The organism is Roseomonas alba (assembly GCF_019430885.1).
Classification (GTDB): domain Bacteria; phylum Pseudomonadota; class Alphaproteobacteria; order Acetobacterales; family Acetobacteraceae; genus Neoroseomonas; species Neoroseomonas alba.
The window spans coordinates 37,689-63,391 of the sequence record NZ_JAHYBZ010000012.1 but is presented as its reverse complement, the minus strand read 5'-3'; the positions used below and the strand labels follow the sequence as shown (position 1 = coordinate 63,391).

23 protein-coding genes and 1 pseudogene are annotated in these 25,703 nt (G+C 68.3%); 10 read left to right on the top strand and 14 right to left on the bottom strand.

The features are described 5' to 3' along the window. Positions 1 to 21: 21 nt before the first annotated feature. From KPL78_RS26960 to KPL78_RS26945, 4 genes are all read right to left on the bottom strand, one after another. Positions 22 to 249 (bottom strand): hypothetical protein, encoded by a 228-nt coding sequence (locus KPL78_RS26960; RefSeq protein WP_219766247.1) that lies wholly within the window; start codon positions 247 to 249, stop codon positions 22 to 24. Positions 250 to 269: 20 nt separating this feature from the next. Further along, the gene (locus tag KPL78_RS26955) at positions 270 to 452 is read right to left on the bottom strand and encodes a hypothetical protein (protein WP_219766245.1); all 183 of its coding nucleotides are present in this window, start codon (positions 450 to 452) and stop codon (positions 270 to 272) included. Positions 453 to 515: 63 nt separating this feature from the next. After that, entirely contained in the window at positions 516 to 722 is a 207-nt protein-coding gene (locus tag KPL78_RS26950) for a cold-shock protein (protein WP_168043352.1), read from the bottom strand. A 247-nt stretch (positions 723 to 969) separates the two neighbouring features. Further along, complete coding sequence (locus KPL78_RS26945; protein ID WP_219766243.1) at positions 970 to 1,752, bottom strand: enoyl-CoA hydratase/isomerase family protein; 783 nt, start codon at positions 1,750 to 1,752, stop codon at positions 970 to 972. A 123-nt stretch (positions 1,753 to 1,875) separates the two neighbouring features. Between KPL78_RS26945 and KPL78_RS26940 the strand changes: the two genes are divergently transcribed. Beyond that, complete coding sequence (locus KPL78_RS26940) at positions 1,876 to 3,048, top strand: CaiB/BaiF CoA transferase family protein (protein ID WP_219766242.1); 1,173 nt, start codon at positions 1,876 to 1,878, stop codon at positions 3,046 to 3,048. Between the two features lie 228 nt (positions 3,049 to 3,276). Here KPL78_RS26940 and KPL78_RS26935 read toward each other — a convergent pair whose 3' ends face one another. The 3 genes from KPL78_RS26935 to KPL78_RS26925 form a co-directional block, all read right to left on the bottom strand. Continuing rightward, a complete protein-coding gene (locus KPL78_RS26935; RefSeq protein WP_219766240.1) occupies positions 3,277 to 4,857 on the bottom strand; it encodes an ABC transporter substrate-binding protein in 1,581 nt (526 codons plus the stop codon). 269 nt (positions 4,858 to 5,126) lie between these two features. Further along, the gene (locus KPL78_RS26930; RefSeq protein ID WP_219766238.1) at positions 5,127 to 6,008 is read right to left on the bottom strand and encodes a DMT family transporter; all 882 of its coding nucleotides are present in this window, start codon (positions 6,006 to 6,008) and stop codon (positions 5,127 to 5,129) included. Between the two features lie 26 nt (positions 6,009 to 6,034). Further along, on the bottom strand, positions 6,035 to 6,823 hold the full coding sequence (locus KPL78_RS26925; RefSeq protein ID WP_219766236.1) for an aldolase: 789 nt from the start codon (positions 6,821 to 6,823) through the stop codon (positions 6,035 to 6,037). 491 nt (positions 6,824 to 7,314) lie between these two features. Here KPL78_RS26925 and KPL78_RS26920 point away from each other — a divergent pair. The 6 genes and pseudogenes from KPL78_RS26920 to KPL78_RS26895 all read left to right on the top strand — a co-directional run. Next, a pseudogene (locus KPL78_RS26920) lies at positions 7,315 to 7,797 on the top strand (ABC transporter substrate-binding protein); the annotation flags it as partial. Positions 7,798 to 7,825: 28 nt separating this feature from the next. Further along, positions 7,826 to 8,005 carry a hypothetical protein gene (locus KPL78_RS26915; protein ID WP_219766232.1) on the top strand — a complete coding sequence of 60 codons (180 nt, stop codon included), beginning with the start codon at positions 7,826 to 7,828 and terminating at the stop codon, positions 8,003 to 8,005. Beyond that, positions 7,950 to 8,210 (top strand): hypothetical protein, encoded by a 261-nt coding sequence (locus KPL78_RS26910; protein WP_219766230.1) that lies wholly within the window; start codon positions 7,950 to 7,952, stop codon positions 8,208 to 8,210. The genes KPL78_RS26915 and KPL78_RS26910 overlap by 56 nt, the downstream gene beginning before the upstream one ends. Next, complete coding sequence (locus tag KPL78_RS26905) at positions 8,192 to 8,569, top strand: periplasmic substrate-binding domain-containing protein (RefSeq protein WP_219766228.1); 378 nt, start codon at positions 8,192 to 8,194, stop codon at positions 8,567 to 8,569. The genes KPL78_RS26910 and KPL78_RS26905 overlap by 19 nt, the downstream gene beginning before the upstream one ends. A 71-nt stretch (positions 8,570 to 8,640) precedes the next feature. Next, positions 8,641 to 9,861 carry an ABC transporter substrate-binding protein gene (locus tag KPL78_RS26900; protein ID WP_219766226.1) on the top strand — a complete coding sequence of 407 codons (1,221 nt, stop codon included), beginning with the start codon at positions 8,641 to 8,643 and terminating at the stop codon, positions 9,859 to 9,861. A gap of 157 nt (positions 9,862 to 10,018) precedes the next feature. Further along, positions 10,019 to 10,312 carry a hypothetical protein gene (locus tag KPL78_RS26895; protein WP_219766224.1) on the top strand — a complete coding sequence of 98 codons (294 nt, stop codon included), beginning with the start codon at positions 10,019 to 10,021 and terminating at the stop codon, positions 10,310 to 10,312. Positions 10,313 to 10,591: 279 nt separating this feature from the next. Here KPL78_RS26895 and KPL78_RS26890 read toward each other — a convergent pair whose 3' ends face one another. The 3 genes from KPL78_RS26890 to KPL78_RS26880 all read right to left on the bottom strand — a co-directional run bounded on the left by KPL78_RS26890 (position 10,592) and on the right by KPL78_RS26880 (position 14,022). Further along, positions 10,592 to 11,560, bottom strand: a complete 969-nt coding sequence (locus KPL78_RS26890; protein WP_219766222.1) for a Bug family tripartite tricarboxylate transporter substrate binding protein — start codon at positions 11,558 to 11,560, stop codon at positions 10,592 to 10,594. 28 nt (positions 11,561 to 11,588) lie between these two features. Further along, entirely contained in the window at positions 11,589 to 12,743 is a 1,155-nt protein-coding gene (locus tag KPL78_RS26885; RefSeq protein ID WP_219766220.1) for a CaiB/BaiF CoA transferase family protein, read from the bottom strand. A gap of 313 nt (positions 12,744 to 13,056) precedes the next feature. Then, complete coding sequence (locus KPL78_RS26880; RefSeq protein WP_219766218.1) at positions 13,057 to 14,022, bottom strand: hydroxymethylglutaryl-CoA lyase; 966 nt, start codon at positions 14,020 to 14,022, stop codon at positions 13,057 to 13,059. A gap of 104 nt (positions 14,023 to 14,126) precedes the next feature. Here KPL78_RS26880 and KPL78_RS26875 point away from each other — a divergent pair, with 104 nt between their 5' ends. Next, positions 14,127 to 14,882 (top strand): IclR family transcriptional regulator, encoded by a 756-nt coding sequence (locus tag KPL78_RS26875; RefSeq protein WP_369412874.1) that lies wholly within the window; start codon positions 14,127 to 14,129, stop codon positions 14,880 to 14,882. A 3-nt stretch (positions 14,883 to 14,885) separates the two neighbouring features. Here the strand turns inward: KPL78_RS26875 and KPL78_RS26870 are convergent, their stop codons facing one another. Together KPL78_RS26870 and dapB are read right to left on the bottom strand one after the other, a co-directional pair. Beyond that, positions 14,886 to 15,605, bottom strand: a complete 720-nt coding sequence (locus KPL78_RS26870; protein WP_219766214.1) for a Hint domain-containing protein — start codon at positions 15,603 to 15,605, stop codon at positions 14,886 to 14,888. A gap of 156 nt (positions 15,606 to 15,761) precedes the next feature. After that, a complete protein-coding gene (dapB, locus tag KPL78_RS26865; protein ID WP_369412879.1) occupies positions 15,762 to 16,535 on the bottom strand; it encodes a 4-hydroxy-tetrahydrodipicolinate reductase in 774 nt (257 codons plus the stop codon). 180 nt (positions 16,536 to 16,715) lie between these two features. On the opposite strand from dapB, the gene KPL78_RS26860 reads away from it, so the two are divergent. Further along, the gene (locus KPL78_RS26860; RefSeq protein WP_255569514.1) at positions 16,716 to 17,099 is read left to right on the top strand and encodes a PRC-barrel domain-containing protein; all 384 of its coding nucleotides are present in this window, start codon (positions 16,716 to 16,718) and stop codon (positions 17,097 to 17,099) included. A 111-nt stretch (positions 17,100 to 17,210) separates the two neighbouring features. Here the strand turns inward: KPL78_RS26860 and dnaJ are convergent, their stop codons facing one another. Next, positions 17,211 to 18,365, bottom strand: coding sequence for a molecular chaperone DnaJ (gene dnaJ / locus KPL78_RS26855; RefSeq protein WP_219766210.1), 1,155 nt, complete (start codon positions 18,363 to 18,365; stop codon positions 17,211 to 17,213). Positions 18,366 to 18,633: 268 nt separating this feature from the next. Continuing rightward, positions 18,634 to 20,568: a molecular chaperone DnaK gene (gene dnaK, locus KPL78_RS26850; protein WP_219766208.1), complete on the bottom strand. Its 1,935-nt coding sequence runs from the start codon at positions 20,566 to 20,568 to the stop codon at positions 18,634 to 18,636. A 455-nt stretch (positions 20,569 to 21,023) separates the two neighbouring features. Between dnaK and KPL78_RS26845 the strand changes: the two genes are divergently transcribed. Continuing rightward, on the top strand, positions 21,024 to 25,607 hold the full coding sequence (locus tag KPL78_RS26845) for a beta strand repeat-containing protein (RefSeq protein ID WP_219766206.1): 4,584 nt from the start codon (positions 21,024 to 21,026) through the stop codon (positions 25,605 to 25,607). Positions 25,608 to 25,703 lie beyond the last annotated feature (96 nt).

The window sequence follows — 25,703 nt, the reverse complement described above, 5'->3', positions numbered from 1 at the left end:
TGGGGCGGCGCCGGTCCCGCGTCAGCGCTTCTTGCCGCCGACGCGCAGGATCTGGGAGATCGGCAGCGCCGGCTTGCCGGACGCCTTGGCGATCTCGTTGTCCTGTTCCTGGATCACCTTGCGGGCCGGCTCGTCGCCGTCGAGCCCACCGAGGATCTCGGCCGGCACCTTGCGGTTGGACCGGCGGCTGCCGTCCTCATAGATCACGTCGAACAGCACGAAGTTCGATTTGCTGGCAGGTTTGGCCATCTCTGTCTCTCCTCCGCGCCTCAGTCGCGCGCGGGCTCCTGGTCCTCGGCCGTGTCCGGCTCGTATTCAGGCTCGGCGTCCTGCCCGCCGGCCTTGCGCTTCGCGACCGCTTCCTCGCGTTCGCGCAGCTTCGCTTCCTTCTTCGCCTGCTTCGAGCGGTTCACATCGGCCCGCTGCTGGCCATAGTTCGGCTTCCGCGCCATGGGCGTGCTCCGCATCCGTCATGAAGAAGAAGAAAGGGCGGCCCGTGGGCCGCCCTGTCCGTGTCAGGCGAGGCGGAGGTTGCCCGCCGAGATCTTGCCCTGCTGGCCACGCTGCAGCTCGAACTCGACCTTGTCGCCTTCGTTCAGGCCGTTGAGGCCCGAGCGCTGCACGTCGCTGATGTGGACGAACACGTCCTTGCTGCCGTCCTCAGGCTGGATGAAGCCATAGCCCTTGGTCGCGTTGAACCACTTCACGGTACCGATGCTCATGCCGAAGTCTCCGGGTTGAGCGTTGCCGTCGCACGAGATTGCGCAACGGTTATGCCGGCGCGCTGTATGCGCGACGGGCCAGCCATCGCTGCGGCTCAACCATAGGGAAGGCACGGAGAGCAGGTCCGCGGAACGGACCGGACGAGGTGACGCACGGGGATATGGGCGTTCCGACGCCCGAATGCAAATCCCATCGGCGCCATCGGGCGTGCGGACGGCCCCGGACGGGGTCGTCCGCAACGCAAGGTCACTTCCCCTGGAAGTTCGGCGCGCGCTTGTTGAGGAAGGCGTCCACGCCTTCCTGGAAGTCGGCCGAGGTGAAGCACATGGTCACCAGATCGTCGCCCTCGACCTCGCTGGTCGCCTTGCGCAGGCGGCGCAGCGCTTCCTTCGTGGCCTTCAGCGTCAGCGGCGCCAGCGTCGACATCGTCGTCGCCAGCTCCATCGCGCGCGCCGCAACGGCATCCGGGCTTTCCAGCACTTCGGAGACGAGGCCGATATGCTTGGCCTCGGCGGCGGAGAAGAGCCGCGAGGTCATGATCATCTCGGCGATCGCCGCCGGACCGACCAGCGCATAGAAGCGTGCGAAGTTGTGCATGTTGAGAATATTGCCGAGCGTCTTCGCGATCGGCAGGCCGAAGCGCGCACCCTGGTCGCAGATGCGCAGGTCGCAGCAGCCGGCGATGCCGAGGCCACCGCCCGTGCAGGCGCCGGCAATGGCCGCGATGATCGGCTTGGAACAATCCTCAAGCGCGCCGAGCACCTTGTCGATGCGCGCCTCGTAGTTCAGCGCGTCCTCGGCGGTCTTGAACTCGCGGAACTGGGAGATGTCGGTGCCCGAGGCGAAGGCCTTGCCGCCCGCGCCGGTCAGCACCCAGACGCGGATGGACGGGTCGGCGCTGATCTCGCCGGCGAGCTCCTGCAACCGCTCATACATGCCGAACAGCATGGCGTTGCGCGCCTGGGGGCGGTTGAAGGTGGTCCAGGCGATGCCGCCCTCGCGGACCTCGTGCAGAATCTCGTCGCTCATGGCGCTCCGTCCCGACTGTGATGCGGGTGCAAGGCGTAGCGGGATGGCAGACCGCGTCAAGCCGCCACCTTGCCGGCCCGCCCGCGCGGTGCGAACAGAGTCGGCCATGGAGGGCCTTGAACCATGATGCCGCTGTCCCGTTTCACCGTGCTTGATCTGACCCGCGTCCGTTCGGGCCCGACCTGCGTGCGCCAGCTCGCCGATTGGGGTGCCAACGTGATCAAGATCGAGGCAACCGACGAGGTCGATACCGGAAAGGGGCTGGGCGGCGAGCGCGATGGCCCCGATTTCCAGCACGTCCACCGCAACAAGCGCGGCATGACGCTGAACCTGAAGTCGCCCGAGGGCCTGGCCGCCTTCAAGCGCCTGGTCGCCAAGGCCGATGTCGTGGTCGAGAACTACCGCCCCGACGTGAAGACGCGGCTCGGCATCGACTATGACGCGCTGTCGGCGATCAATCCGCGCATCGTGCTGGGGTCGATCTCCGGCTTCGGGCAGGACGGGCCCTATGCCCGGCGCCCCGGCTTCGACCAGATCGCCCAGGGCATGGGCGGGCTGATGTCGGTCACCGGCCTGCCCGGCCAGGGGCCGGTGCGCGCGGGCATTCCCGTCGCGGACCTCACCGCCGGTCTCTACTGCGCGCTCGGCATCATGGTCGCGCTGCTGGAACGGGAAGTCACCGGCAAGGGGCGCTGGGTGCATGTCTCCCTGCTCGAAGCCATGATCGCCATGATGGACTTCCAGGCCACGCGCTGGACCATGAAGCACGAGGTCCCGAAGCAGGCCGGCAACGACCACCCCACCACCATCCCGACCGGGCTGTTCAAGACCTCCGACGGCGTCATCAACATCGCCGGCGGCGGCCAGGTGATGTGGGACCGCATCGTGAAGGTGCTCGGCATCGAGGAGGAGGCGAAGGACCCCGACATCGCCACCGACAAGCTGCGGAGCCAGAACCGCGTGAAGGTCAATGCGCTGCTCGAGAAGGTGACGCAGACCGACACCGCGGCGAACTGGGTCGCGAAGTTCAACAAGGAAGGCGTGCCCTGCGGGCCGGTCTATGCCATGGACCAGGTCTTCGCGGATGAACAGGTGAAGCATCTCGGCCTGGAGATGACGTTGCAGCATCCGCGCCTGGGCGCGCTGAACGTGGTGCGCGCGCCGATGCAGATCGGCGGCGTGGACTGCGCGAAGAAGCCGACGCCGGAACGCGGTCAGCATACCGAGGAAGTGTTGGCGGAGTTCGGCTTCAGCACGGAGGAGATCGCGGCGCTGAAGGCAGCAAAGGCCGTGTGACGGCCGCGCGCAACGAAGACTCCGCAAGGTCGGCCGGCGTGGGGCCTGCGGTCCCCGTCGGTACCTGTGAGGTCGGAAGATTGGAGGAGTGGTTCGGAGGGGCAGAGCCCCTCAGCGTCTCGACCGCGAAACCAGCCCGATCATCAGGGATGCCCTCCGGGCTTTGGTGGGACCGAGAGGGGCAAGGCCCCTCTCGGTCCCACGGATCAGAACGCCGGCTCGCCGGTATCAGACCCGCTTCACGTCCCAGAACGCGAAGATTTCCGAGATCGGTTGGGTGATCGAGCTGCGATAGGCCGTGTTGCTGAAATACTGACCGGAGGGCAGGTAGGGTGCCTCCTGGAACACGGTGCTCTGGATTTCCGCCGCCGCGGCGCGTTGGCTCGCGAGATCCGGCGCGTCGAACCATTGCTGGCGCAGCGCGTCCAGCTTCGGCACGGTCGGCCAGCCGAACCAGGCCTGCGTGCCGTTCGCGCGCAGGAAGGTCATGACGCCCGGATTGATGCCATCGAGCCCGTTCCAGGTGGTGTGGAAGAAGTTCCAGCCGCCCTTGTCCGGCGGCTCGCGGCTGGCGCGACGCTGCACCAGCGTCCCCCAGTCCGAGATGCGGTAGTCGACCTCCATGCCCAGGCGGATGAACAGGTCGCGGCCGACCTCCGCAATCCCCATCAGCGCCTGTTGGTCGGACGGTGCGAGCATGACGATGGTCTCGCCGGCATAACCGGCCTCGCGCAGCTCGCGCTTGGAGCGTTCTATGTCGCGCGGACCGGTAATGGCCTCCATGCCCGTGTCGCTGGCCAGCGGCGACCCTGGCGTGAAGACGCCCGTCTTCGCATTCCACAGCGACGGATCGGCGCCCGCGGCAGCGGTCATGAAATCCTCCTGCGACATGGCGTTGAGGATGACGCGCCGGACCGCCGGCTTGTCGAAGGGCGGGTGCAGGCAGTTGAAGATACCGGTGCCGAAGGTGCCGAGCGGGCTCGCACGCCTCACATTCACGTCGCGGGCGCGGCGCAGCACGGGCGCCAGGTCATTGGGCGGGTTCTCCCACCAATCGATCTCATTGTTGCGGATGGCGGCGGCGGCGGTGCCCGGGTCAGGCATCACGGTCCATTCGACGCGATCGAAATGGACGCGCTTGGGGCCGGCGGCCCAGCTCGTCGTGCCGTCCTCGCGCGGACGATAGTCGGGATTGCGCTCATAGACGACGCGGGAGCCCACGATGCGTTCATTCGCGACGAAACGGAAGGGACCGCTGCCGATCGTCTCGCGGATCTGCGTGTTGGGATCGGTGGCGGCGATGCGTTCTGGCATGATGAACAGCGCCGAGGGACCGATCTTGCCCAGCGCGTCCAGGATCGGGCCAAAGGGACGGCTGAGCCGGATGGTGAAGCTGCGATCGTCCGGGCTCGTCATGTCCGCCACGCGAGACAGCAGCACCTGGCCGAGCGAATCCCGCTGCCCCCAGCGCCGGATGGAGGCGATGCAGTCCTTGCCGCGCACCGGCTCTCCGTCATGGAATTTCAGGCCCTCGCGCAGGCGGAAACTCCAGGTCAGGCCATCGGTGCTGGACTCATAGCCTTCCACCATCTGCGGCTGCGGCCGCAGGTTGGAATCGAGACCAAAGAGTTGATCGTAGATCATCAGCGAGTGGTGTCGCGTGATGTAGGCCGTGGTGAAGACCGGATCGAGCACGGTCAGATCGGTCTGCGGCACGTATCGCAGAGTCCGCGCGGACGCCGGCTGGGCAAAGGCGGGACGGGCGAGCAGGGATGTTCCCGCAAGGGCGAAGACGTGTCGACGTCGCATGCGCATAGCTCCTCAACGACACTGCCGTTGACGACTTGCGCCCTGCCCTGTGCCAAGCAAAGCAGGCGGGGGCCGACTTCCGCAAGCGTCTTCGCAGGTAACAGGCGAGGTCCGGGAGGTGGCTCCGCCTCCCGTGCCGGCTTGGCATGAGACGCCGACATCGGCCGGGGCGATCTTGCAGCCGTGTGGGATCGCGAACGCCGGGGCCGGCAGCCCGGCCTCGCACCGTGCTCGCAGCCCGCGACAGGAAGAACCCGCAGCGACCGGCTCTACCCTCGCAGCGCCAGCGCCACGCCCGACAGCGTCAGGGCGAGTGACAGGGCCTCCCGCCAGCCGAACGGTTCGCCGAGAAAGATCGCGGCGCTTGCCACGCCGATCATCGGCGTCAGCAGCGTGCCGAGCGAGGCGAGCGAGGCCGGCAACCGCCGCAACGCGCCAAACCAGGACAGGTAGCAAAGCCCCAGCGCGAAGACCCCGCCATAGGCCAGCAGAGCCCAATCGCGCGGCGTGATGGCGTCCAGCCGCGCATCGTCAAAGACCAGCGCCAGCAGCGCCAGCGGCAGGATGCCGATCCCCACCTGCCACGCTGAGGCGGTTGTCGGTGGCAGGCCCAGCGGCCAGCGTTTGGTGATGACCGTGCCGAGCGAGAAGAGCACGGCCGAGCCGAGGCCGAGCGCGACGCCGGGCGCCTTCTCCAGCCCGACCGCGACGCCGCGGCCGAGCACCAGCAGCGCCAGCCCCGACATGGCGAGCGCGAGACCGGCGACGCGTGCCGGGCCCGGCTTCTCGCCCAGCACCGCCCAGGCCATCAGGGCAGCCCAGACCGGCATGGTGTAGCAGACGATGGTCGCCTCCGCCGCTGCCAGCCAGAGGAGAGAGAAGGAGGCGAGCCCCATCCAGGCGGTGACGTTCAGCAGCGACACCAGAACCAGCCGCGGCCAAAGCCGCCGCGGCACCGCCAGGGACTCCTGCCGCACCAGCGCGACGACGGTCAGTACGGCGAGGCCGAGCACCCCGGCCAGGCTGCGCGTGCTCAGAACCGGCAGATGCGCGATCAGCACCTTCATCGCCGGCCAGTTCAGCCCCCAGCCGATCGTGGTGGCGAACAGCAGGCCGAGACCCGACGCATCGGGCCGCAGGGTTCGTGACATGGGGACAGTCCGCGCCGAGGCGCCGTTCAATGCATGAAGTCGGGTTCTTCGCGCGACAGGATGCGCTTCACGCTTTCCAGATGCAGCCGGGCGCTCTCGCGGTCGCCCTCGCGCATCTGTTCGTAGGTGCGCTGGGCCATCTCCGGCGGGACGGCCTTGAGAGTGCGGCCGGTGGCCATGGCCATGCGCTGCACCTCGGCGGCGCGCTCCAGGTAATACAGATCGTCCCAGGCCTCGGCGACGCTGCCGCCGACCACCATCACGCCGTGGTTCTTCATGAAGACGATGTCGGCATTGCCGATGCTCGCCGCGATGCGGTCGCCTTCCTGCTCGTCCAGCGCCAGGCCGCCATATTCCTCGTCCACCAAGGTACGGCCGTAGAACTTCAGCGCAGTCTGCCCGGCCCAGACCAGCGGCGGGCCTTCCAGCATGGCGAGCGCGGTCGCGTTCGGCATGTGGGTGTGGAAGGCGGCCTTGGCGCGGCCGACATTCTTGTGGACGCGCGCATGGATGAAGAAGGCGGTCGCCTCGGGCACGCCGTCCCCGGCGATGACATTGCCCGTGAAGTCGCAGACCAACAGGCGGGAGGCGGTGATCTCGCTGAACGCCCAGCCATAGGGGTTCACCAGGAACAGGTCGTCGCGCCCGGGCACCACGAAGGAGAAGTGGTTGCAGATGCCCTCATGCATGCCGAGCCGCGCGGCCATGCGGAAGCAGGCCGCGAGGTCCACCCGCGCCTGGCGCACCGCGTCCGCGTCGAGCTCAGTGTTGCGCAGGATGGCAGGGGCGGCGGGCGCGCCAAGGGCGTGGGCCATGAATGGTTACTCCGGAATGGTCGGACGGGGTGTCGCGTGGAAGGCGCCCGGGGGCAAGCGAGTCACGGCAGCTTCTGGCACGATGATTGCGGTTTTCTCGCAGTTTTGTGACAGCGTGAAAGGCATTGCCGATATGACCGTTCCCCGAACCGGCCCCGGTCGCCGCGCCACCCTTGCCGGTGCCGCTGCGCTCGCGGCCCCCTGATGATCGGAGGCACCGCGCGCGCCCAGGCCGAGACTGTCCTGCGCGTCGGCATGACGGCATCCGACATCCCCGCCGTCAATGGCCAACCGGACCAGGGCAGCGAGGGTTGACCCTTCACGGGCGCCACACTCTACGACGGTCTGGTCAATTGAGACCTGTCGCGCGCCGACCAGCCGAGCACCATCGCCCGGGCTGGCAGATGGATCCGACAAACAAGCGCCGCTGGGTCTTCCCGCTGCGCGAGGGTGTGACCTTCCACGACGGCACGCCCTGAAACGCCGATGCGGCGATCTGGAACCTCGTGAAGCTGACCGACCAGAACGCGCCACAATACGATCGGCGCCAGGTCGCGCAGACCTATGGCCGCATCGGATACATCGCGGGTTTCGAGACGCTCGGCGACCACGCCATCAACATCTCGACGCGCGAGCCGGATGCGCTGCTGCCCCACCATCTCGGATGCATCGTCTTCTCCTCGCCCACGCAGTGGGAGAAGGTTGGACGGAGCTGCGAAGACCATACCTGCGCGCCGGTCGGCACCGGGCCATGGAAGTTCCGGTCCATCGTGCCGCGCCAGCGGCTGGAGCTGGTGAAGAACGCCGGCTACTGGGACCCGGCGCGCATCCCCACGACCGACCGGCTGGTGCTGTTGCCCATACCCGATGCTTCCAACCGCGTGGCCACGCTGCTCTCCGGCCAGTGGCCTGGATCGAGGCGCCCCCGCCCGACGCCGTGCCGCCCCTGCGGGCCGCCAACATGCAGATCGTGACCACACCTACCAGCACACCTGGCCCCGGGTGCTGAACCTCAATGCCGGGTCGCCCTTCGCCGACATCCGCGTGCGCAAGGCGATCAATCCCCGCATCGACCGGGAGGCCATCGCGACCATGCTGGGTGGCTTCGGCAAGCCCGCCATGGGGCATGGTGCCGCCCGACCATCCCTGGTTCGGCAATCCCAGCTTCCGCATCCGCCATGATCCGAAAGAAGCGAAGCGGCTGCTCGCCGAAGCCGGCTTCGGCCCGGCCAAGCCGGTCGAGGCGAAGATCATCATCAGCGCATCCGGCTCGGGCCAGATGCAGCCGACGATGATGAATAAGGCGATCCAGGACATACTGCGCCCCTTGGCGTCCATATCAGCTTCGACGTGGTGGACCGGGCGGCGATGGTGCAGTCGCGGCTGAAGGGATCACGCGACCAGTCGCAGCGCGGACTGCACGGGCTGAACTACTCCTGGGTGTGGGTGGATCCGGATTTCGGCTTCATCACCGCGCTCGACAGCCGCAAGACCGCCCCGCGCGGCAATACTTGGGGCTATGTCGAACAGCCGGAATTCGATGCCTTCTCCGACAGCATCCGCGCCGAGTTCGACCCGGCGAAGCAGGACCAGGTGGTGGCCGAGATGCACACGCGCATGGTCGACGAATGCGTCTGGCTGCGCGTCGTACATGACATGGACCCGCGCGCCATGTCGCTGCGGGTTAAGGGCTTCATGCAGGCACAGAACTGGATCCAGGACCTGACGCCGGTGCGCATGGACTGAAACCGCCCTCTTCATTCCGCCGCCGCACATGGCATGATGCGCGGCAAGGAAGGAATGAGGAGGGAATGTCCATGAACCGCAGACATCTGCTGGCTGGAGCGGCTGCTTTGCCGCTCGCCGCCGTTCGGCCGGTCGACGGCCACGCGCAATCCGGCATCTCGGACGGCGTGGTCAAGATCGGCGTGCTCGACGACATGTCCGGCGTCTTCGCAGACCAGCAGGGCATGGGCGACGTGGTCGCCGCCCGCATGGCCGCCGAGGATTTCGGCGGCAAGGTCAACAGCATGCCCATCGAGGTCGTCTTCGGCGACCTGCAGAACCGCCCTGATGTCGGCCTGTCCATCGCCCGGCGCTGGTACGACCAGGAACGCGTGGACGCCATTTTCGGCCTGGGCAATTCGGCTGTCGCCCTCGCCGTGCAGAACCTGTCGCGGGAGAAGCAGAAGATCGACGTGGTCGTCGCCGCCGGCACCACGGATCTGACGGGCAAGGATTGCTCGCCCTATGGCGTGCACTGGACCTACGACAACTACGCGCTGTCGCGCGGCACCGTGGGCGCGGTGATGCGCAATGGCGGCAACCGCTGGTATTTCATCACCTCGGACTACGCCTTCGGCCATTCGCTCGAAGCCAATGCGGTGGCGGTGATCCGACAACTCGGCAGGCAGGTGGCGGGCAGCTCCCGCGCACCGCTGGGGGAGACGGACTACTCCTCCCATCTGGTCCGCGCGGCACAGTCGGGCGCGAACGTCGTCGGCATCGCCGCGGCTGGGACCGATTTCATCAACATCGTGAAGCAGATGGGCGAGTTCGGCCTGACCCGCCGCGGCATCCAGCCCGCGGCGCTGCTGTGCCTGTTGACGAACATCAAGGCGATCGGCCTCGACACCGCCCAGGGCATGGTCTTCACCGAGGCCTATTATTGGGACCAGAGCGACGCCACCCGCGCCTTCGCGCAACGCTTCCAGGCCATCCACGGCCGCCCGCCCACCATGTTCCAGGCCAGCATGTGGGGCGCCGTCACCCACTACCTGAAAGCCGTCCAGGCCGCCGGAACCGACGCCACCGAGCCGGTGATGGCGAAGATGCGCGAAACGCCGATCAACGACTTTATGACCACCAACGGGACGATCCGTGCGGATGGGCGCGTGATCCGCGACATGTACCTGATGCGCGCGAAGGCGCCACGCGCCGCCCTGGGTGAATGGGACCTGCTGGAGGTGGCGCAGACGATCCCCGGGAACGAGGCGTTCCGGCCCCTCGCGGAAGGAGGCTGTCCGCTGATACGGTGACGGCGGCCATCACATCCTGCTGGCGCTGTGGCTGCCTATCACGATCGAGGGCGACGGCCACGCGCGGGAACCCGCCCGGCAATGCGAAGCGGACGCCGCCCATCGCTGGCTGTGCGATGGGGCCTCGACGAACCGCTACACCCTGTCTGTCTTCCGGGTGGACCACGCCAACCGGCCGGATGGAGAAATCACCCGCAGCCCCGCGATGCTGCGGGTGGCCGAGCACCGGGTCCGCACGCTCGGGCAGGAGGTCGGGGCCGCCCCCGCCGCCGCCGGTGGGCGGCGCCCGGCCGTGGAAAAGCGCACCCGCGTCGAGGCCGCGCTCACCGCGATGGACGAGGCGCTGACCCAGACCGGCATTGCGACCCGCATCCCCGCCGGGCGACGGCTTGGCACGAGCGCGCGACCGGCGCGGCTAGCAAACGGCGGCACCGCTGCCGGGTCGCGGTGATCGAACGGGTCGATGCATGCTGCCGGCAGAGAGGGACAGACGCGACGAACCTGCGCTCCGTGGCCAAGTTGCGCGCGATGGGGTTGCGGCACGCCCTCGCACACACCCTGCGCGCATTGTGGAACGTGGCAGCGCCGGCGTGGGGCACGCCCCACGCTGTCACCGGCGGGACCCGCTGCGACGGCGCGGCGGCCGCACGTCCGCCGCCGCCGTCATAGCGAAGCGGAGTACGGCAAGTTCACAAGATCAGGGCCCCTCTCCTGGGTCCCTTGCCACCCGTCAGTTCAGCTCGATCCTTGCCTCCCGCACGACCCGCCCCCACTTCGCGTGTTCTTCGACCAGGAAGGCACGGAAGCGTTCGGGCGAGGAGGCGAAGGGCTCGCTGCCTTCCGCGGCCAGGCGCGCGATGGTCTCGGGCAAAGCGAGCGCCTTGCGGGTTTCCTCGTTCAGCCGGGCGATGATCGCGTCCGGCGTGCGGGCCGGGGCGACGAGGCCGGTCCAGTTCACCGCCTCGAAGCCCGGATAGCCGCTTTCGGCGACGGTCGGCACAGCGGGGAAGGTGCGGCTGCGCTCGGCGGAGGTCACCGCGAGCGCCCGGACATCGCCTGATTCCAGCACGCCCTTCACGGCCAGCGGATTGGCGAAGAACATGTCCACGCGGCCGGCGAGCAGGTCGGTGATGACCGGCGCCGCACCGCGATAGGGCACATGGGTGATGTCGATCCCTGCCGCCTGGGCGAACATCGCCGCAGCCAGGTGACCGGTGGTGCCATTGCCGGCGTTGCCCGCCGTCAGCGTCCCCGGCCGCGCCTTGCCGGCGGCGACGAGGTCCGCGAGCGTGCGGAAGGGCGCGCCGCGCGCGACGACGAGCACATTGGGTTGCGTCGCGACCAGGGAGATCAGCGCGAAATCCGTCAGCGGATCGAAGGGCATGCGCGGATAGAGCGCCGGGTTGATGGCGAGGTTCGCCGCCTGCCCCATGCCGATGGTGTAGCCGTCCGGCGCCGCCTTCGCGACGGCATCGAGGCCGATATTGCCGCCCGCGCCGGGCCGGTTGTCAATGACGATGTTCCAACCGGTCGCGGCGGCCATGCGGCCACCGATCTCGCGCGAGATGACGTCCGTGCCGCCGGCCGGCGGGAAGGGCACGATCAGGCGGATGGGGCGGTCGGGCCAGGCGGCCTGCGCACGGGCGGCGCAGGGCAGCGCGACCGCCGCGGCGGCGGTCAGCAGGTGGCGGCGGAACATGGGCGGTCGTTTCTCCCGATGGGTTCGGTCACTCGGCGGCGCCAGGCGCCTCGGCGCGCAGCGGTCCGAGGATCTCGGCATCGTGCTGGCCGGGCGTCGGCAAGGGCAGCCGCACGGTCAGGCGCTCGCCGCCGAAGGTGATGGGCAGGGCCGGCACGGTGCAGGGTTGGCCATCGGGCAGGGTGATGGGCAGCAGCCCGCCGCTCGCCTTGAGGTGCGGGTCCTCGAACAGGTCCCAGGGCCTGGCGATGCGGGAGAAGGGCAGTCCGGCCTTCTCGCACATGGCCTCCAGCGCCGCGACGTCGTGCTTGATCAGCAGCGTCTGCACCAGTGGGATCAGCGTCTCGCGCCGCTTGGCCCGGTCGGTGTTGGTGGCGTAGTCGGGGTTGTCTAGCGCGGGTTCGTTGAGCTCGCGCAGGAAGATCTCCCATTGCCGCTCGGTGACGACGCCGATGAAGATCTGTTCGCCATCCTTCGTGTTGAACACGTCGTACACGCCCCAGGCGCGGCGGCCGGCGGGCATCGGCGTGGGGTCCTGGCCCGTCATCGCCTGCTGCAGCATGGCGGTGGAGACGAGGAAGGCCGCGTTCTCGAACAGGCCGGATTGCAGGTGCTGGCCGCGCCCTGTCGCCTCGCGCTGGCGCAGCGCGCCCATGATGGCGATGGCGCCGAACATCCCGCCCATCATGTCGTTCACCGGCGCGCCGGCCCGCAGCGGGCGGCCCGGCGGGCCGGTCATGTAGGCGAGGCCGGACTGCATCTGGACGACCTCGTCCAGCGCCGTGCGGTTCTCATAGGGCCCGGGCAGGTAGCCCTTGAGCGAAAGATAGATCAGCCGCGGATTGCGCGCCGACAGGGCGGCATAGCCGAGGCCCTTCGCCTCCAACCCGCCGGGGCGGAAATTCTCGAGCAGCACATCGGCGGTGTCGATCAGGCGCTTCAGCGTCTCGATGTCATCCGCATCGTCGGTGTCGAGCTGCACGGACTTCTTGTTGCGGCTGAACGCCGGGAAGAAGCCGGTGCCGGAGGAGGTGAGGTAGCGCGTGCGGTCGCCCTTGCCGGGCGGCTCGATCTTGATGACCTCGGCGCCGAGATCGGCGAGCACCAGGCCACAGGTCGGACCCATGACCATGTGGGAGAACTCGACGATGCGGATGCCGGCGAGGGGGAGCGGGGTGATCATGGCTGCGTTCCTTCCTGGGAGGGCGCGCGGAGGGGGCTCTGCCCCCTCCCAACCTCCCCCGCCAAAGGCCGAAAGGCCTCTGGACACCTCAATTTGGCGCCGGGCAGGGGGGCTGTGTTGATCGGCGGTGGGGCGCGCCGTGCCCCGCGCTGGAATGAAACCGGCCGTGGCGCGCGGCGCGCGTTCCCCACGATGGCAGGACGCGTCGCGCCCAACACCCGGTATCGGTTTCCAAAGGCCCTGTGGCCTCTGGTGGGGCGCAAAGCACTGCTTCGCGGTTCGGAGAGGGGCAAAGCCCCTCTCTGATCCCCCGTCACGCCGCCCGCGCCTTTGCCCGGAACGCGGTCAGCGACCCGCCCCGCAGCAGTGCCGAGGGCAGGGTCCGCCCCAGCACCCGCTCCGCGAGATGCCCGGCCGCGATCAGCGCGTCGATGTCGATGCCGGTGGCGATGCCCATTTCCTCGCATAGCATCACCAGTTCTTCGGTCGCGATGTTCCCTGGCGCGCCGGGGTGGCCGGCGAAGGGGCAGCCACCGGCGCCACCGACCGCCGCGTCGAAGTCGGCGACACCCATGCGCAGTCCGGCCAGCGCATTGGCGATGCCGAGGCCGCGCGTGTCGTGCAGATGCAAGGACACCTTCTGGTCGGGCCAGCGGGACCGGACCTCGCCGACGACCCGTTCGATCTGAAGTGGGTTGGCCCACCCCATGGTGTCCGCCAGGGAGATCCGCTCAATGGCGCAGCCAGTCTCCGTAGCGATGGCCATGGCATCGGCGACGGCACCGATCGCCTGGGCGGGGGTAATGTCGCCCTGGAAGTTGCAGCCGAAGGCGGCCTGGACCGAGGCGCGGGTAACCGGCACGCCGGCCGCCTGATGCTCGGCGACGTTCTCCCGCTGCGCGGCGATCTGGCCGGCGCGGTCGCGGTTGAGGTTGCGCAGCGAGAAGGCCTCGGAGGCCGCGACGGTGATCGAGCCCGAGATCGCGAGCCGATCCTTGTAGGCCAGCGCGCGCTGTAGCCCCTGCGGGTTGAACCACAGCGCGGTGTAGGTGACGCCCGGCTTCGGCGTGAAGCCGGCGACGACGGCGTCGGCATCCGCCCAGCCCGGCACGCGCTTGGGGCTGACGAAGGACGCCACCTGGATGCGCGATACGCCGGTCGCCGAAAGTGCGTCGATCAGGGCGATCTTGTCGGCCGTGGGCACAGGCGTCGTCGCGATCTGAAAGCCTTCACGGGGGCCTTCCTCGGAAATGCGTACTGTTCGCGGGAGGTCGCTCATCAACCGTCTCCTCATGCCGGCGCTACCGGCTTGTTATTGCCGGCGAAGCCGACGTGATTTATTCTGCGCAACAGAAATAAATTCTAATGGATAGAATAATCACCGTGGATATCCCTGAGGTCAATACCGAGACGCGGCCAGCCCGGCGCCGCGGCCGTCCCGCCAGCCCTGCCCCGCCAGCAGCGGAACAGCGGGTGGAGGCGGTCGAACGCGCGCTGGCCCTGCTGGAAGCCTTCGCCGACGGGACCAAAATGCTGATGCTGGCGGAACTCTCGGCGCGCGCAGGGCTTTACCCCAGCACGGCGCTGCGATTGGCGGGGTCGCTGATCCGCTTCGGCTATCTGGTGCGCGGGTCCGATGGAACCTATCGCCTGGGGCCCACGCCCTTCCGGCTCGGTGGGCTGTATCGCGCGGGGTTCAATCTGGCAGACCAGGTGCGGCCGGCCCTGACACGGCTGGTGGAGCGCACCGGGGAGACCGGCGGCTTCTACGTGCGGGAAGGCCAGCGCCGCATCTGCCTGTTTCGCGAGCCCTCCCCCCGGCCGATCCGGCTGCACATCGAGGAAGGGGCAGCGATGCCCCTGGACCGGGGCGCGAGCGCGCATGTGCTGATGGCCTTCACCGACGGCACGCTGGCGGTGCATGACGCTGCGCGCGAAGTCGGCCACGCCGTGTCGATCGGCGAGCGCGACCCGGAGATCGCGGCTGTGGCCGCACCGGTCTTCGGGCGCGACGGGCACTTCCTCGGCGCCATTGGTGTCTCGGGACCTGTCGTGCGGTTGGGCGCGGTGGAGGCGGAGACGATCGCCCCGCTGGTGGTGGCCGAGGCCCGGCTGCTGTCGCGGCTGCTAGGCGCCTGACGCTCAGGCGCGGCGCCGCATCCCTTTGGCCCGCAAGGCCAGCCTGTCGCGGATGGCATCCAGCAACGGGCCGTGACGGAGCGGCCGGAAGCAGGATGCGGCGTCGTAGCGGCCGGTGCCGCGCGCCGTGACGGCATCCATGAACACGGTGATCAGGCCACAATTGTCGTATTGGCCGCGATTGCCGTCATCGAGATAGGACTCCGACAGTGCCCCCTCCGCCACCAGCAGCGCATGGGCGGGGAGTTCGACGTGCCAGTAGGTCACCTCGGCATGGTGGAAGTCCTGAAAAATGGTGACACCGTTCACGAGCAATCCCGCCGGCACAAGCCTTCCGTCCAGGAACATGGCGTGATCGGGCGACACGCACAGGTCGCGATGCGGCACGCCATCCGCGAGGGCTCCGACCGTGATGCGGACGGGCGCCAGGGCAAGCAGGTTGCCACGCCGCCGCAGGGACACCTTCCGGTGCCCGACCCAGATCACTGGCCGCAGCGGTGGACCACCGCCATCGGCAGTGACCACGGTATCGCCAGGCTTCAGCGTCTCCACCGGAACCTCGCCGCCCGCCGTGGCGATGCGCGTCCCGGCGACATAGCAGGGCGCCTGGCCGAGCATCCCGCCCGTTTCGAACCAGGTTGCACTCTGCGCGGCGAACCCCGCCGCGCCGTTGATGCCGGGCTGAGGTGCCTCGGCGGTGGGTGTGCCTGGGTTCATGGACATGGCGACACTCTATTGTGCCACCTCTCTGCACGGGAAGATGATTCTCGGAAATGATACGAACTTCACCCGATTGTGCAGATGCTCATCGTTCTACGGTTGCATGAAATACCCATTACTGCGCATGGATATTTCCTGAATGATCTACTTATTGGTTAATCACATCCCAAGAACATCCCGCATGGCGTATAGCCCCGGCGCCTTGCCTTGCACCCAGAACGCCGCGCGCACGGCCCCGGCGGCATAGACACGACGGTCGAAATTGCGATGCGTCAGGCTGATGTGCTCAGAGGCCGCGGCAAAGATCAGCGTATGCTCGCCGACCACTTGGCCGCCGCGCAGCGCGGCGAAGCCGATGGCGCCCGTCCCGCGTGCCCCGCAATGGCCGTCGCGGCCGCTCTCCCGCCCCGCTTCCTCGAGCGTCGTGCCGCGGCCGGCGGCCACCGCCCGGCCGAGCGCGATGGCGGTGCCGGACGGCGCATCGACCTTCTGACGGTGATGCATCTCGACGATCTCGGCATCGTACTGCTCGGGCGGCAGGGCGGCGGCCATGCGCTCGGCGACGGCGAGGAAGAGCGTGACGCCCGGGGCAAAGCTCGCCGCATAGACGATGGGCACGCGCTTGGCGGCCTCGGCCACGGCTTCCTCGTCGGTCGCGGACAGGCCCGAACTGCCGAGCACCAGCGCCGTGCCCGTCTCCGCCGCCGCCAGCGCATGGGCGCGCGCGGCATGGGCATGGGTGAAGTCCACCACGACATCGGAGGCAGCGCAGAGCGCGACGATGTCCGGCAGAACCGGCAGGCCGGCCGGCAGGGTGGCGATCGGCGCGCCCGGGCGGACGGTGCCGCCGGCGAGCACGGCGCCCGCCACCTCCGTCTCCTCCGCCAGCAGGCGGCCCATGCGGCCGGCAATGCCGGCGATGCCGATGCGAATGGTCACGGCGCGCTCCTTTCTGGCCCGGGCGCATGGTGCGCCGGTGCGTTTTCGGGGCGGATCATCGCCCTGCGCGCGGCGAGGGCAAGGGGGGACCGATCGCGGCCTTGTCATCGGCGCCGGTCAACCCGCGCGGATGCGGCGCGTTGAGCTTGAAGGACCCAAACAAGGAGGATCCGCATGACCGCGCTCAATCCGCGCCAGACTGCCCAACCTACGACCAAGGATATGACGGCGCCGACCACCGGCCATCTGATCGCTGGCGGTAAGGTGGCCGGAACCGACGTCTATTCTCTCGAAGGCGAGCATATCGGCAGCATCGAGGATGTGATGCTCGACAAGTCCACCGGACGCGTCGCCTATGCCGTGCTGTCCTTCGGGGGCTTCCTCGGCCTCGGCTCGAAGCACTACCCGCTGCCGTGGGAGATGCTGCGCTACGACACCAGCCTCGGCGGCTATGTCGTCAAGCTCGACAAGGTGCGGCTGGAGAATGCGCCGGTCGCCGAGGAGGGTTGGAGCAACCGCCGCCGCCTGATCGACGACTACTGGGCGACGCCGATCTGACGGCGGCGCGCGCCCGCCGGGCCCGGCCTGCCCCGAACCTGGCCGGATCGGCGGTGCGTGCGATGCCGGCGGAGGCGGCCGTCCTTCACCTATCCCCGAAGGGCGGCCGCTCTACCGGCCGAGGCCCTCCCAGAACTCCTTCACCTTGGCGAAGAAGCCTTCGCTCTCCGGACTGGTCTTGCTGGCCTGTGCCGCGTCTTCCTCGAACTGCTCCAGCAGCTCTCGTTGGCGCGTCGTCAGGTTCTGCGGCGTCTCGACGCTGACCTGGACATACATGTCCCCCCGCGCCGCGGAGCGCAGCACCGAGAAGCCCTTGCTGCGCAGGCGGAACTGGTCGCCCGTCTGGGTGCCGGCCGGGATCGTCACGCGGGCTCGGCCGCCATCGATGCTCGGGACTTCCACATGCCCGCCCAACGCCGCCTGCGTCATGCGCAACGGCACGCGAATGAAGATGTTCGCGCCGTCGCGCTGGAAGATCGGGTGCGGCTTCACCGCGATATCGACGTAGAGATCGCCGGAGGGCGCCCCACGCAGCCCGGCCTCGCCTTCGCCGGCGAGGCGGATACGGGTGCCGTCCTCCACGCCCGGCGGGATGGTCACGTTCAGGTTGCGGTCGCGCTGCACGCGGCCGGCGCCATGGCAGATCTTGCAGGGGTTCTTGATGATGCGCCCGGACCCGCCGCAGGTCGGGCAGGTGCGCTCGATCAGGAAGAAGCCCTGCTGCGCGCGGACCTTGCCCTGGCCATTGCACGTGCCGCAGGTCTGCACGCCGGCCGATGACCCGCCCTCCGCGCCCGTGCCCTTGCACGCCTCGCAGGAGACGGAGCTCGGGATGCGGATATTGGACTTGGTGCCGGCGAAGGCTTCCTCGAGGGTGATCTCGACCTGAGTGCGCAAATCGGTACCGCGGCCTGTCGCGCCACCCCGGCCGCCGCCGCGTCCACCGCCGAAGCGGCCGAACATTTCCTCGAAGATGTCCTCGAAGGCGCCCCCGAAGGGTCCGCCGCCGCCGAAGCCGGCGCCATTGCCGGGCCCGCCCTGTTCGAAGGCGGCATGGCCGAAGCGGTCATAGGCAGCGCGCTTCTCGCCGTCCTTCAGGATCTCATAGGCCTCGCTGACTTCCTTGAAGCGGATCTCCGCCTCGGCATCACCCTGGTTGCGGTCGGGGTGATACTTCATCGCCAGCTTGCGATAGGCCTTCTTCAGCCCGTCCTCATCGGCGTCGCGACCAACGCCGAGGACCTCGTAGTAATCACGCTTAGACATTGCTCATGCCCTCAGACGGCGGGCGCCGCACATCCAGGTCTCCCAATCGCGTCGCTCCGCAACGTGATTGGGCCCCGTCCGTGCGGCTTGCCTTCGCGCCCTGTGCTGCCGCTCCGGCGACCCCGGTTGGTCTGGGCGCGGTCGCGCCGTGCGCTCCCGGATCGCGGCCTGCCACGATCCGGAGTGCCAGCCCGTCATCCCCCAAACATGCGCCGCCCGGTCCTTCGGGGAACCGGGCGGCACGACTCATGGCGACGCGACCCGCCCGTCAGGACGGCTTGCGCTTGTTCGGGTCGACTTCCTCGAACTCGGCGTCCACGACCTTGTCGTTGCCGCCGGCATTCGCGGAGCCGCCGCCTGGCGCCGCACCCGCGTCCGAAGGGCTGGCGGCCTCGGCCTGCTGAGCCTTGTAGAGCGCCTCGCCCATCTTCATCGCGGCCTGGCCCAGGCGCTCGCTGGCGCGGGTCACAGCTTCGGCGTCCTGCTTCTCCATCGCGGCCTTCGCCTCGGTGATGGCGGATTCCACATCGGCCTTCTCGGTCGCGGGAACCTTGTCGCCATTCTCCTTCAGCGTGCGCTCGGTCTGGTGCACCAGCGCGTCGAGCTGGTTGCGGGCCTCGACCGCCTCGCGCCGCTTCTTGTCTTCCTCGGCGTGCGATTCGGCGTCCTTGACCATCCGCTCGATGTCGGTGTCCGACAGGCCGGACTTCGCCTGGATGCGGATCTGCTGCTCCTTGCCGGTGGCCTTGTCCTTCGCGCTGACCGAGACGATGCCGTTCGCGTCGATGTCGAAGGTCACTTCCACCTGCGGCACGCCGCGCGGGGCCGGCGGAATGCCGGTCAGGTCGAAGGTGCCGAGCTGCTTATTGTCGGCCGCCATCTCGCGCTCACCCTGGTAGACCTTGATGGTGACCGCGGTCTGGTTGTCGTCCGCCGTGCTGAACACCTGCGACTTCTTGGTCGGGATGGTCGTGTTGCGGTCGATCAGGCGGGTGAAGACACCGCCCAGCGTCTCGATGCCCAGCGACAGCGGGGTCACGTCGAGCAGCAGGACGTCCTTCACGTCGCCCTTCAGCACGCCGCCCTGGATCGCCGCGCCGATGGCCACGACCTCGTCCGGGTTGACGTTGCGGGCGGGTTCCTTGCCGAAGAAGGACTTCACCACCTCGATGACCTTGGGCATGCGGGTCATGCCGCCGACCAGGATCACCTCGTCGATCTCGCCCGCGGTCAGCCCGGCATCCTTCAGCGCCTGCTTGCAGGGGTCGAGGGTGCGCTGGATCAGGTCGTCCACCAGCGCCTCGAGCTTCGCCCGCGTCAGCTTCATCACCAGGTGCTTCGGCCCGGAGGCGTCGGCGGTGATGAAGGGCAGGTTGACTTCGGTCTCCTTGGCGGAGGACAGCTCGATCTTCGCCTTCTCGGCCGCTTCCTTCAGACGCTGCAGGGCGAGCTTGTCGCCGCGCAGGTCGATGCCCTGCTCCTTGCGGAACTCATCAGCCAGGTAGTCGATGACGCGCTGGTCGAAGTCCTCGCCGCCGAGGAAGGTGTCGCCGTTGGTGGACTTCACCTCGAACACGCCGTCGCCGATCTCGAGCACGGAGACGTCGAAGGTGCCGCCGCCGAGGTCATAGACCGCGATGGTGCCGCCTTTCTTCTGGTCCATGCCATAGGCGAGGGCTGCCGCCGTCGGCTCGTTGATGATGCGCAGCACCTCGAGGCCCGCGACGGTGCCGGCTTCCTTGGTCGCCTGGCGCTGGGCGTCGTTGAAGTAGGCGGGGACGGTGATGACGGCCTGGGAGACGGTCTCGCCGAGATAGGCCTCGGCGGTCTCCTTCATCTTGGTCAGCACCATCGCGCTGATCTGCTGCGGCGCGTAGGACTGGCCGTCCACCTCGACCCAGGCGTCGCCATTGGCGGCCTTGACGATCTTGAAGGGCGCGAGGCCGATGTCCTTCTGCACCATCGGGTCGTCGAAGCGGCGGCCGATCAGGCGCTTCACCGCATACAGCGTACCCATGGGATTGGTGACCGCCTGGCGCTTCGCGGACTGGCCGACGAGGCGTTCACCGTTCTTGGCGAAGGCGACCATGGAAGGGGTGGTACGGGCACCCTCGGCGTTCTCGATGACCCGGACGTCCTTGCCTTCCATGATGGCGACGCACGAGTTGGTGGTGCCGAGGTCGATGCCGATGACCTTGCTCATCCGATACTCTCCTCTGCGGCAGGCGGGGTCGGCCCAAGTGGTGGCACCGTGCCCGCCCCCTGTGCTGAACCGGCGGCGAGGGCCGCCGCGGATGGGTGGTTGGGGGCCCCGCGCAAGGCGGGGCGTCGTGACGGACCGGATGTATTGATTGGCGGGGCGGCGGACAAGTCCCGGTGACGCCGGATTCGACGCCTTTCCACCCCCCGGCCGCGCCGCCGCGGCCATCGACCTCATCGCCAATCGACTCAACTAATGCTGGCGCAGTCGTCAGTTCATACAATCAAGACTCTGCAGCATTGTCCAACACACCATCGCGGCCCCGTCTTCGCGAAAGGCGGCAAATCGAATGAAATCTTTCACGCATCGTTTCGTCAATGATGGTGGCGAAGATTGTTTCGACTCTGCTTCCTATGCTGTCCTGATCCTGTCGCATCACAGAGCCGGAGCATCATGACATGTCGGGACCCGTCATCCGCATCACGGGCAGTTCGCTGGCCGAGATCTCGCCAGGCTATGGCACGCTGCTCTTCACCGTGACGCTCGATGAGGTTTCCGCGGTTCCGATCACGGTACAATACCGGACGATCGGCGGGACCGCGATGCCCGGCGTGGATTACAGCGATACCGGTGTCGCGACGCTGACCATCCCCGCCGGCCAGCCCAGCGGGACGATCTCGATCGCACTCGACCCTGACACGGTCGACGAACGCGACGAGAGCGTCGTTGTCGAACTGTTCAACCCGACCGGCGGCGCGGGCTTTGCGGGCAACCAGCCCAGTATCCGCGCCACGGGCGTCATCCTGGACGACGACGGGGCGGCATCGAACCTCGCTCTGTTCGTGTCCGATGCGACAGTCATCGAAGGCGATTCCGGCGCCGGGCAGGCGGCATTCGAGTTGCGCCTGTCGCGTCCCGCCACGACGCCCATGACCTTTACCTATGCGACGAAGGACGGCAGCGCGACCGCAGGGCAGGACTACACGGCCACCAAAGGCACTGTCGTCTTTGGCGTCGGGGAGTCGAGCAAGACCGTCACCGTCGCCGTGTCAGGCGACAACGCGATGGAAGTGACCGAGGCCTTCTTCCTCGCCGTCACGCCGTCGGGCAATGCGCTGGCGGGCGCCACCGGAACGGCCACCATCCTTGACGACGACGCCGGCGGCGCGCCCGTGGTCTCCCTGGCTGGCGGCGTGCTCACCGAGATCTCGCCAGGCTATGGCACGTTGATCTACACGCTGACGCTGTCGGAAGCGTCGGCCGCGCCGGTCTCGGTGCAGTACCGCGCCATGGGTGGCACTGCCCTCACCGGCGACGACTATGCCGACACGGGCGTCCGCACCGTGACCTTCGCCGCCGGGCAGACGGTGAAGACCATCGACATCCAGGTAAAGACCGACGCACTCGACGAAATCGATGAGAGCGTCGTGGTCGAGGTGTTCAACCCCACCGGCGGTGCGGCGCTCGAGGGCGGGCAGCCGAGCCTGCGCGCGATCGGGACGATCCTCGACGATGACGGCGCCGGGTCGAACCTCGCGCTGTTCGTCTCCGACCCCAAGGTGATCGAGGGGGATGCAGGGAAAACCAAGGTGGTCTTCGAGCTGCACCTGTCGCAGCCGGCCACCGCGTCGATGACCTTCACCTATGCCACTCAGGACGGCAGCGCGGTGGCGGGGCAGGATTATACGGCGAAGACCGGCAGCGTGACCTTCGCCGCCGGCCAGCAGACCGCCTTTGTGACCATCGATGTCGTCGGCAATGCGGTTGCGGAGAACAACGAATCCTTCTTCCTCACGGTCAAGCCGTCCTCCGCTGCCGTGGCCGGCACGACCGGCATGGCGACGATCCTCGACGACGACACCGGCGGTGGGGTGGTGCCCGTCGTCTCGGTCTCGGGTGGCGTGCTGAACGAGATCACCTCGGGCTACGGCACCCTCGTCTATACGATCACACTGTCCGAGCCTTCGGCCGCGTCCGTCACCTTGCAGTACCGCATCGTCGGCGGCACTGCGCTCTCCGGCACGGACTACGCGGAGGACGGCACCAGGACCGTCACCTTCGCCCCCGGCCAGACCGTCGCCACCGTCGAGGTATCGGTCGCCCATGACACGCTCGACGAACGCGACGAGAGTGTGGTTCTGGAAGTCTTCAATCCCACCGGCGGCGTCGTCCTGCCGGCCGGCCAGCCGAGCATCCAGGCGATCGGTGTGATCCGCGACAATGACGGCGCGGGGTCGAACCTCTCTCTGTTCGTCTCCGACCCACAGTTGATCGAGGGCGATGCCGGGGTCGCACAGGCGGTGTTCGAACTGCGGCTGTCGCAGCCGGCTACCTCGGCGATGACCTTCACCTACTCTACCCAGGACGGCAGCGCAGTGGCGGGCCAGGACTACACGGCGAAGACCGGCAGTGTGACCTTCGCCGTGGGCCAGCAGACCGCCTTCGTCACCGTCAACGTCACCGGTAATACGGCCGCAGAGAACAATGAATCCTTCTTCCTGACCGTCACCCCAGATCAGACTGGCCTGCTCGGTGCGACCGGCATGGCGACGATCCTGGACGACGACACCGGGGGTGGATCGGTTCCGGTCATCTCGGTCAAGGGTGGCACGCTGAACGAGATAACCTCGGGCTACGGCACCCTGCTCTACACGGTCACGCTGTCCGAGCCCTCCACGGCGCCGGTCACGGTGCATTACCGCATCTTCGGGGGCACGGCTCTCGCCGGCGTCGACGTGGAACAGCACGGCGACGTGACCATCACCTTCGCCGCCGGCCAGACGGTCAAGACGATCGAGGTCGCTGTCGCGTCGGATTCCCTCGATGAGGTCGATGAGAGCGTTGTTCTTGAACTGTTCAATCCTGGCGGAGGTGCGGTCTTCGCCGGCAATCAGCCGACCATCCGCGCGACCGGCGTGATCCTGGACGATGACGGCGCGGGCTCGAACCTCGCCCTGTTCGTCTCCGATCCGCAGATCATCGAAGGCAATGCGGGGCTCCGCCAAGCGGTGTTCGAACTGCGCCTGTCCCGCCCCGGCGAGACCGCGCAGACCTTCGATTTCGCCACCTCCAACCTCACGGCGCTGGCCGGCTCGGACTATGTCGCCAAGACGGGCAGCGTGACCTTCGCGGCGGGCCAGCAGACGGCCTTCGTGACGGTGGACATCGTCGGCAACGCGGTCGCCGAAGCCAGCGAGACCTTCGCGCTGACCGTCACCCCGCGCGACGCCGGCATGGGCAGCGTCAACGGCACGGCCACCATCCTCGACGACGATGCGGGCGGCGGCGGCGTGCCGGTCATCTCTGCGCGCGCCGGCGTGCTGTCCGAGATCAGCAGCGGGTATGGCCAACTCTTCTACACGATCACGCTGTCGCAGGCCTCGACGGCGGCGATCTCCGTCAGCTACCGCACACTGACGACGGGGACGGCCACCAGCGGCATCGACTTCTCCGCGCGCAACACCATCATCACCTTCGCCGCGGGAGAGACGTCCCGCACCGTCGTCATCTCGCTTGGCACCGACAGCCTCCTCGAGCCGAACGAAACCGTGGTGCTGGAACTATTCGGCGCGACCGGCGGTGCCGTCTTCGCTGGCGGCGCAACGACGCTCCAGGTGGCAGGCGTCATCATCGACAATGACGGCCCCCATTCGGGCGGCGCCGGCAACGACACGATGTCCGGCACCGGGGTGGGGGACACGCTGCGCGGCGCCGATGGCCATGACAGCCTGCTCGGCCAGGGCGGGGACGACAGCCTGCTCGGCGGTACGGGCAACGACACGCTCGATGGCGGCACCGGCGGCGACACGCTGGATGGCGGGCTCGGCAAGAACGTGCTCCGTGGCGGGGCAGGGGACGACTTCTATGTCTTCGATGAAACGCCGGACACCGTCGTCGAGGCTGCCAACGCCGGCATCGACACGCTCCTGCTGACCGGCGCCGGCGCCGCGCCAACCCTCGGCATGATGGCCAATGTCGAACGCGCCGTCGTCCTCGGCGCGGCACGCGGCGTCATCGGCAACGGGCTCGACAACCTCATCGTGGGCGGCAGCGGCAACGATACCTTCAACGGCGGCGCCGGCCACGACACGCTGGATGGCGGGCTTGGCAACGACCGTCTGCTCGGCGGGACCGGCAACGACCTCTACATCGTCAACAGCCAGGCCGACGTCGTGATCGAAGGCGCGAACCAGGGCATCGACACCGTCCGCACCACCGCCGCGAATCACACGCTCCAGGCGAATGTCGAGAACCTCGAAGCGGCCGGCGCCATCGCCCATACGCTGACCGGCAACGCCCTCGCCAACCTCATCACCGGCAATGTCGGCAACGACACCCTTCTGGGCGGGGCCGGCGCCGACACGCTCGATGGCGGCCTCGGCACGGATCGCCTTGTCGGCGGCGGCGGCAACGACTTCTACATCGTCACGCCCGGCGACGTCGTCGTCGAAGGGGCGAACCAGGGGATCGACACCGTCTCGGCATCCGGCGGCGGCGGCGTCACGCTGACGGGCAATGTCGAGGTGCTGCTGCTCGGCGGCGACCTGGCGATGAACGGCGTCGGCAACGGGCTCGGCAACCGGATCGAGGGCAACAGCGCAGCCAACACCCTCAACGGCCTGGGCGGCGCGGATTCGCTGTTCGGCGGCGGCGGCGCGGACGTCCTGATCGGCGGGACCGGCACGGACTCGCTGACGGGCGGCGCGGGAAATGACCTGTTCCGCTTCACCAGCGTGGCGGACAGCACGGTCGCCGCGCCGGATGTCATCCTCGACTTCGTATCCATCCCCGGGCAGATCGACCGCGTCGATCTGCGCAGCATCGATGCCAACCCCTTCGTCGCGGGCAACCAGGCCTTCGCCTTCATCGGCGCGGCCGCCTTCGACGGGGATGGGGCGGCGTCGGCCGGTCAGGTCCGGGTGCAGACCTTGGCGGCAGGGCGCTTCCGGGCAGAGGCCGATGTCGACGGCAACGGCGCAGCGGATTTCGCGGTGGAGATCCACAGCGCCAACACCCCGGCGGCGGGCTGGTTCCTGCTGTAACCGCCGTCACGGGGCGGCGCCAGGGTGGCGCCGCCCGCATTGCCCCGATGTCGGGGCAAACCTTACGATCCGGCAAGAACCAGATGGGGGATGCCG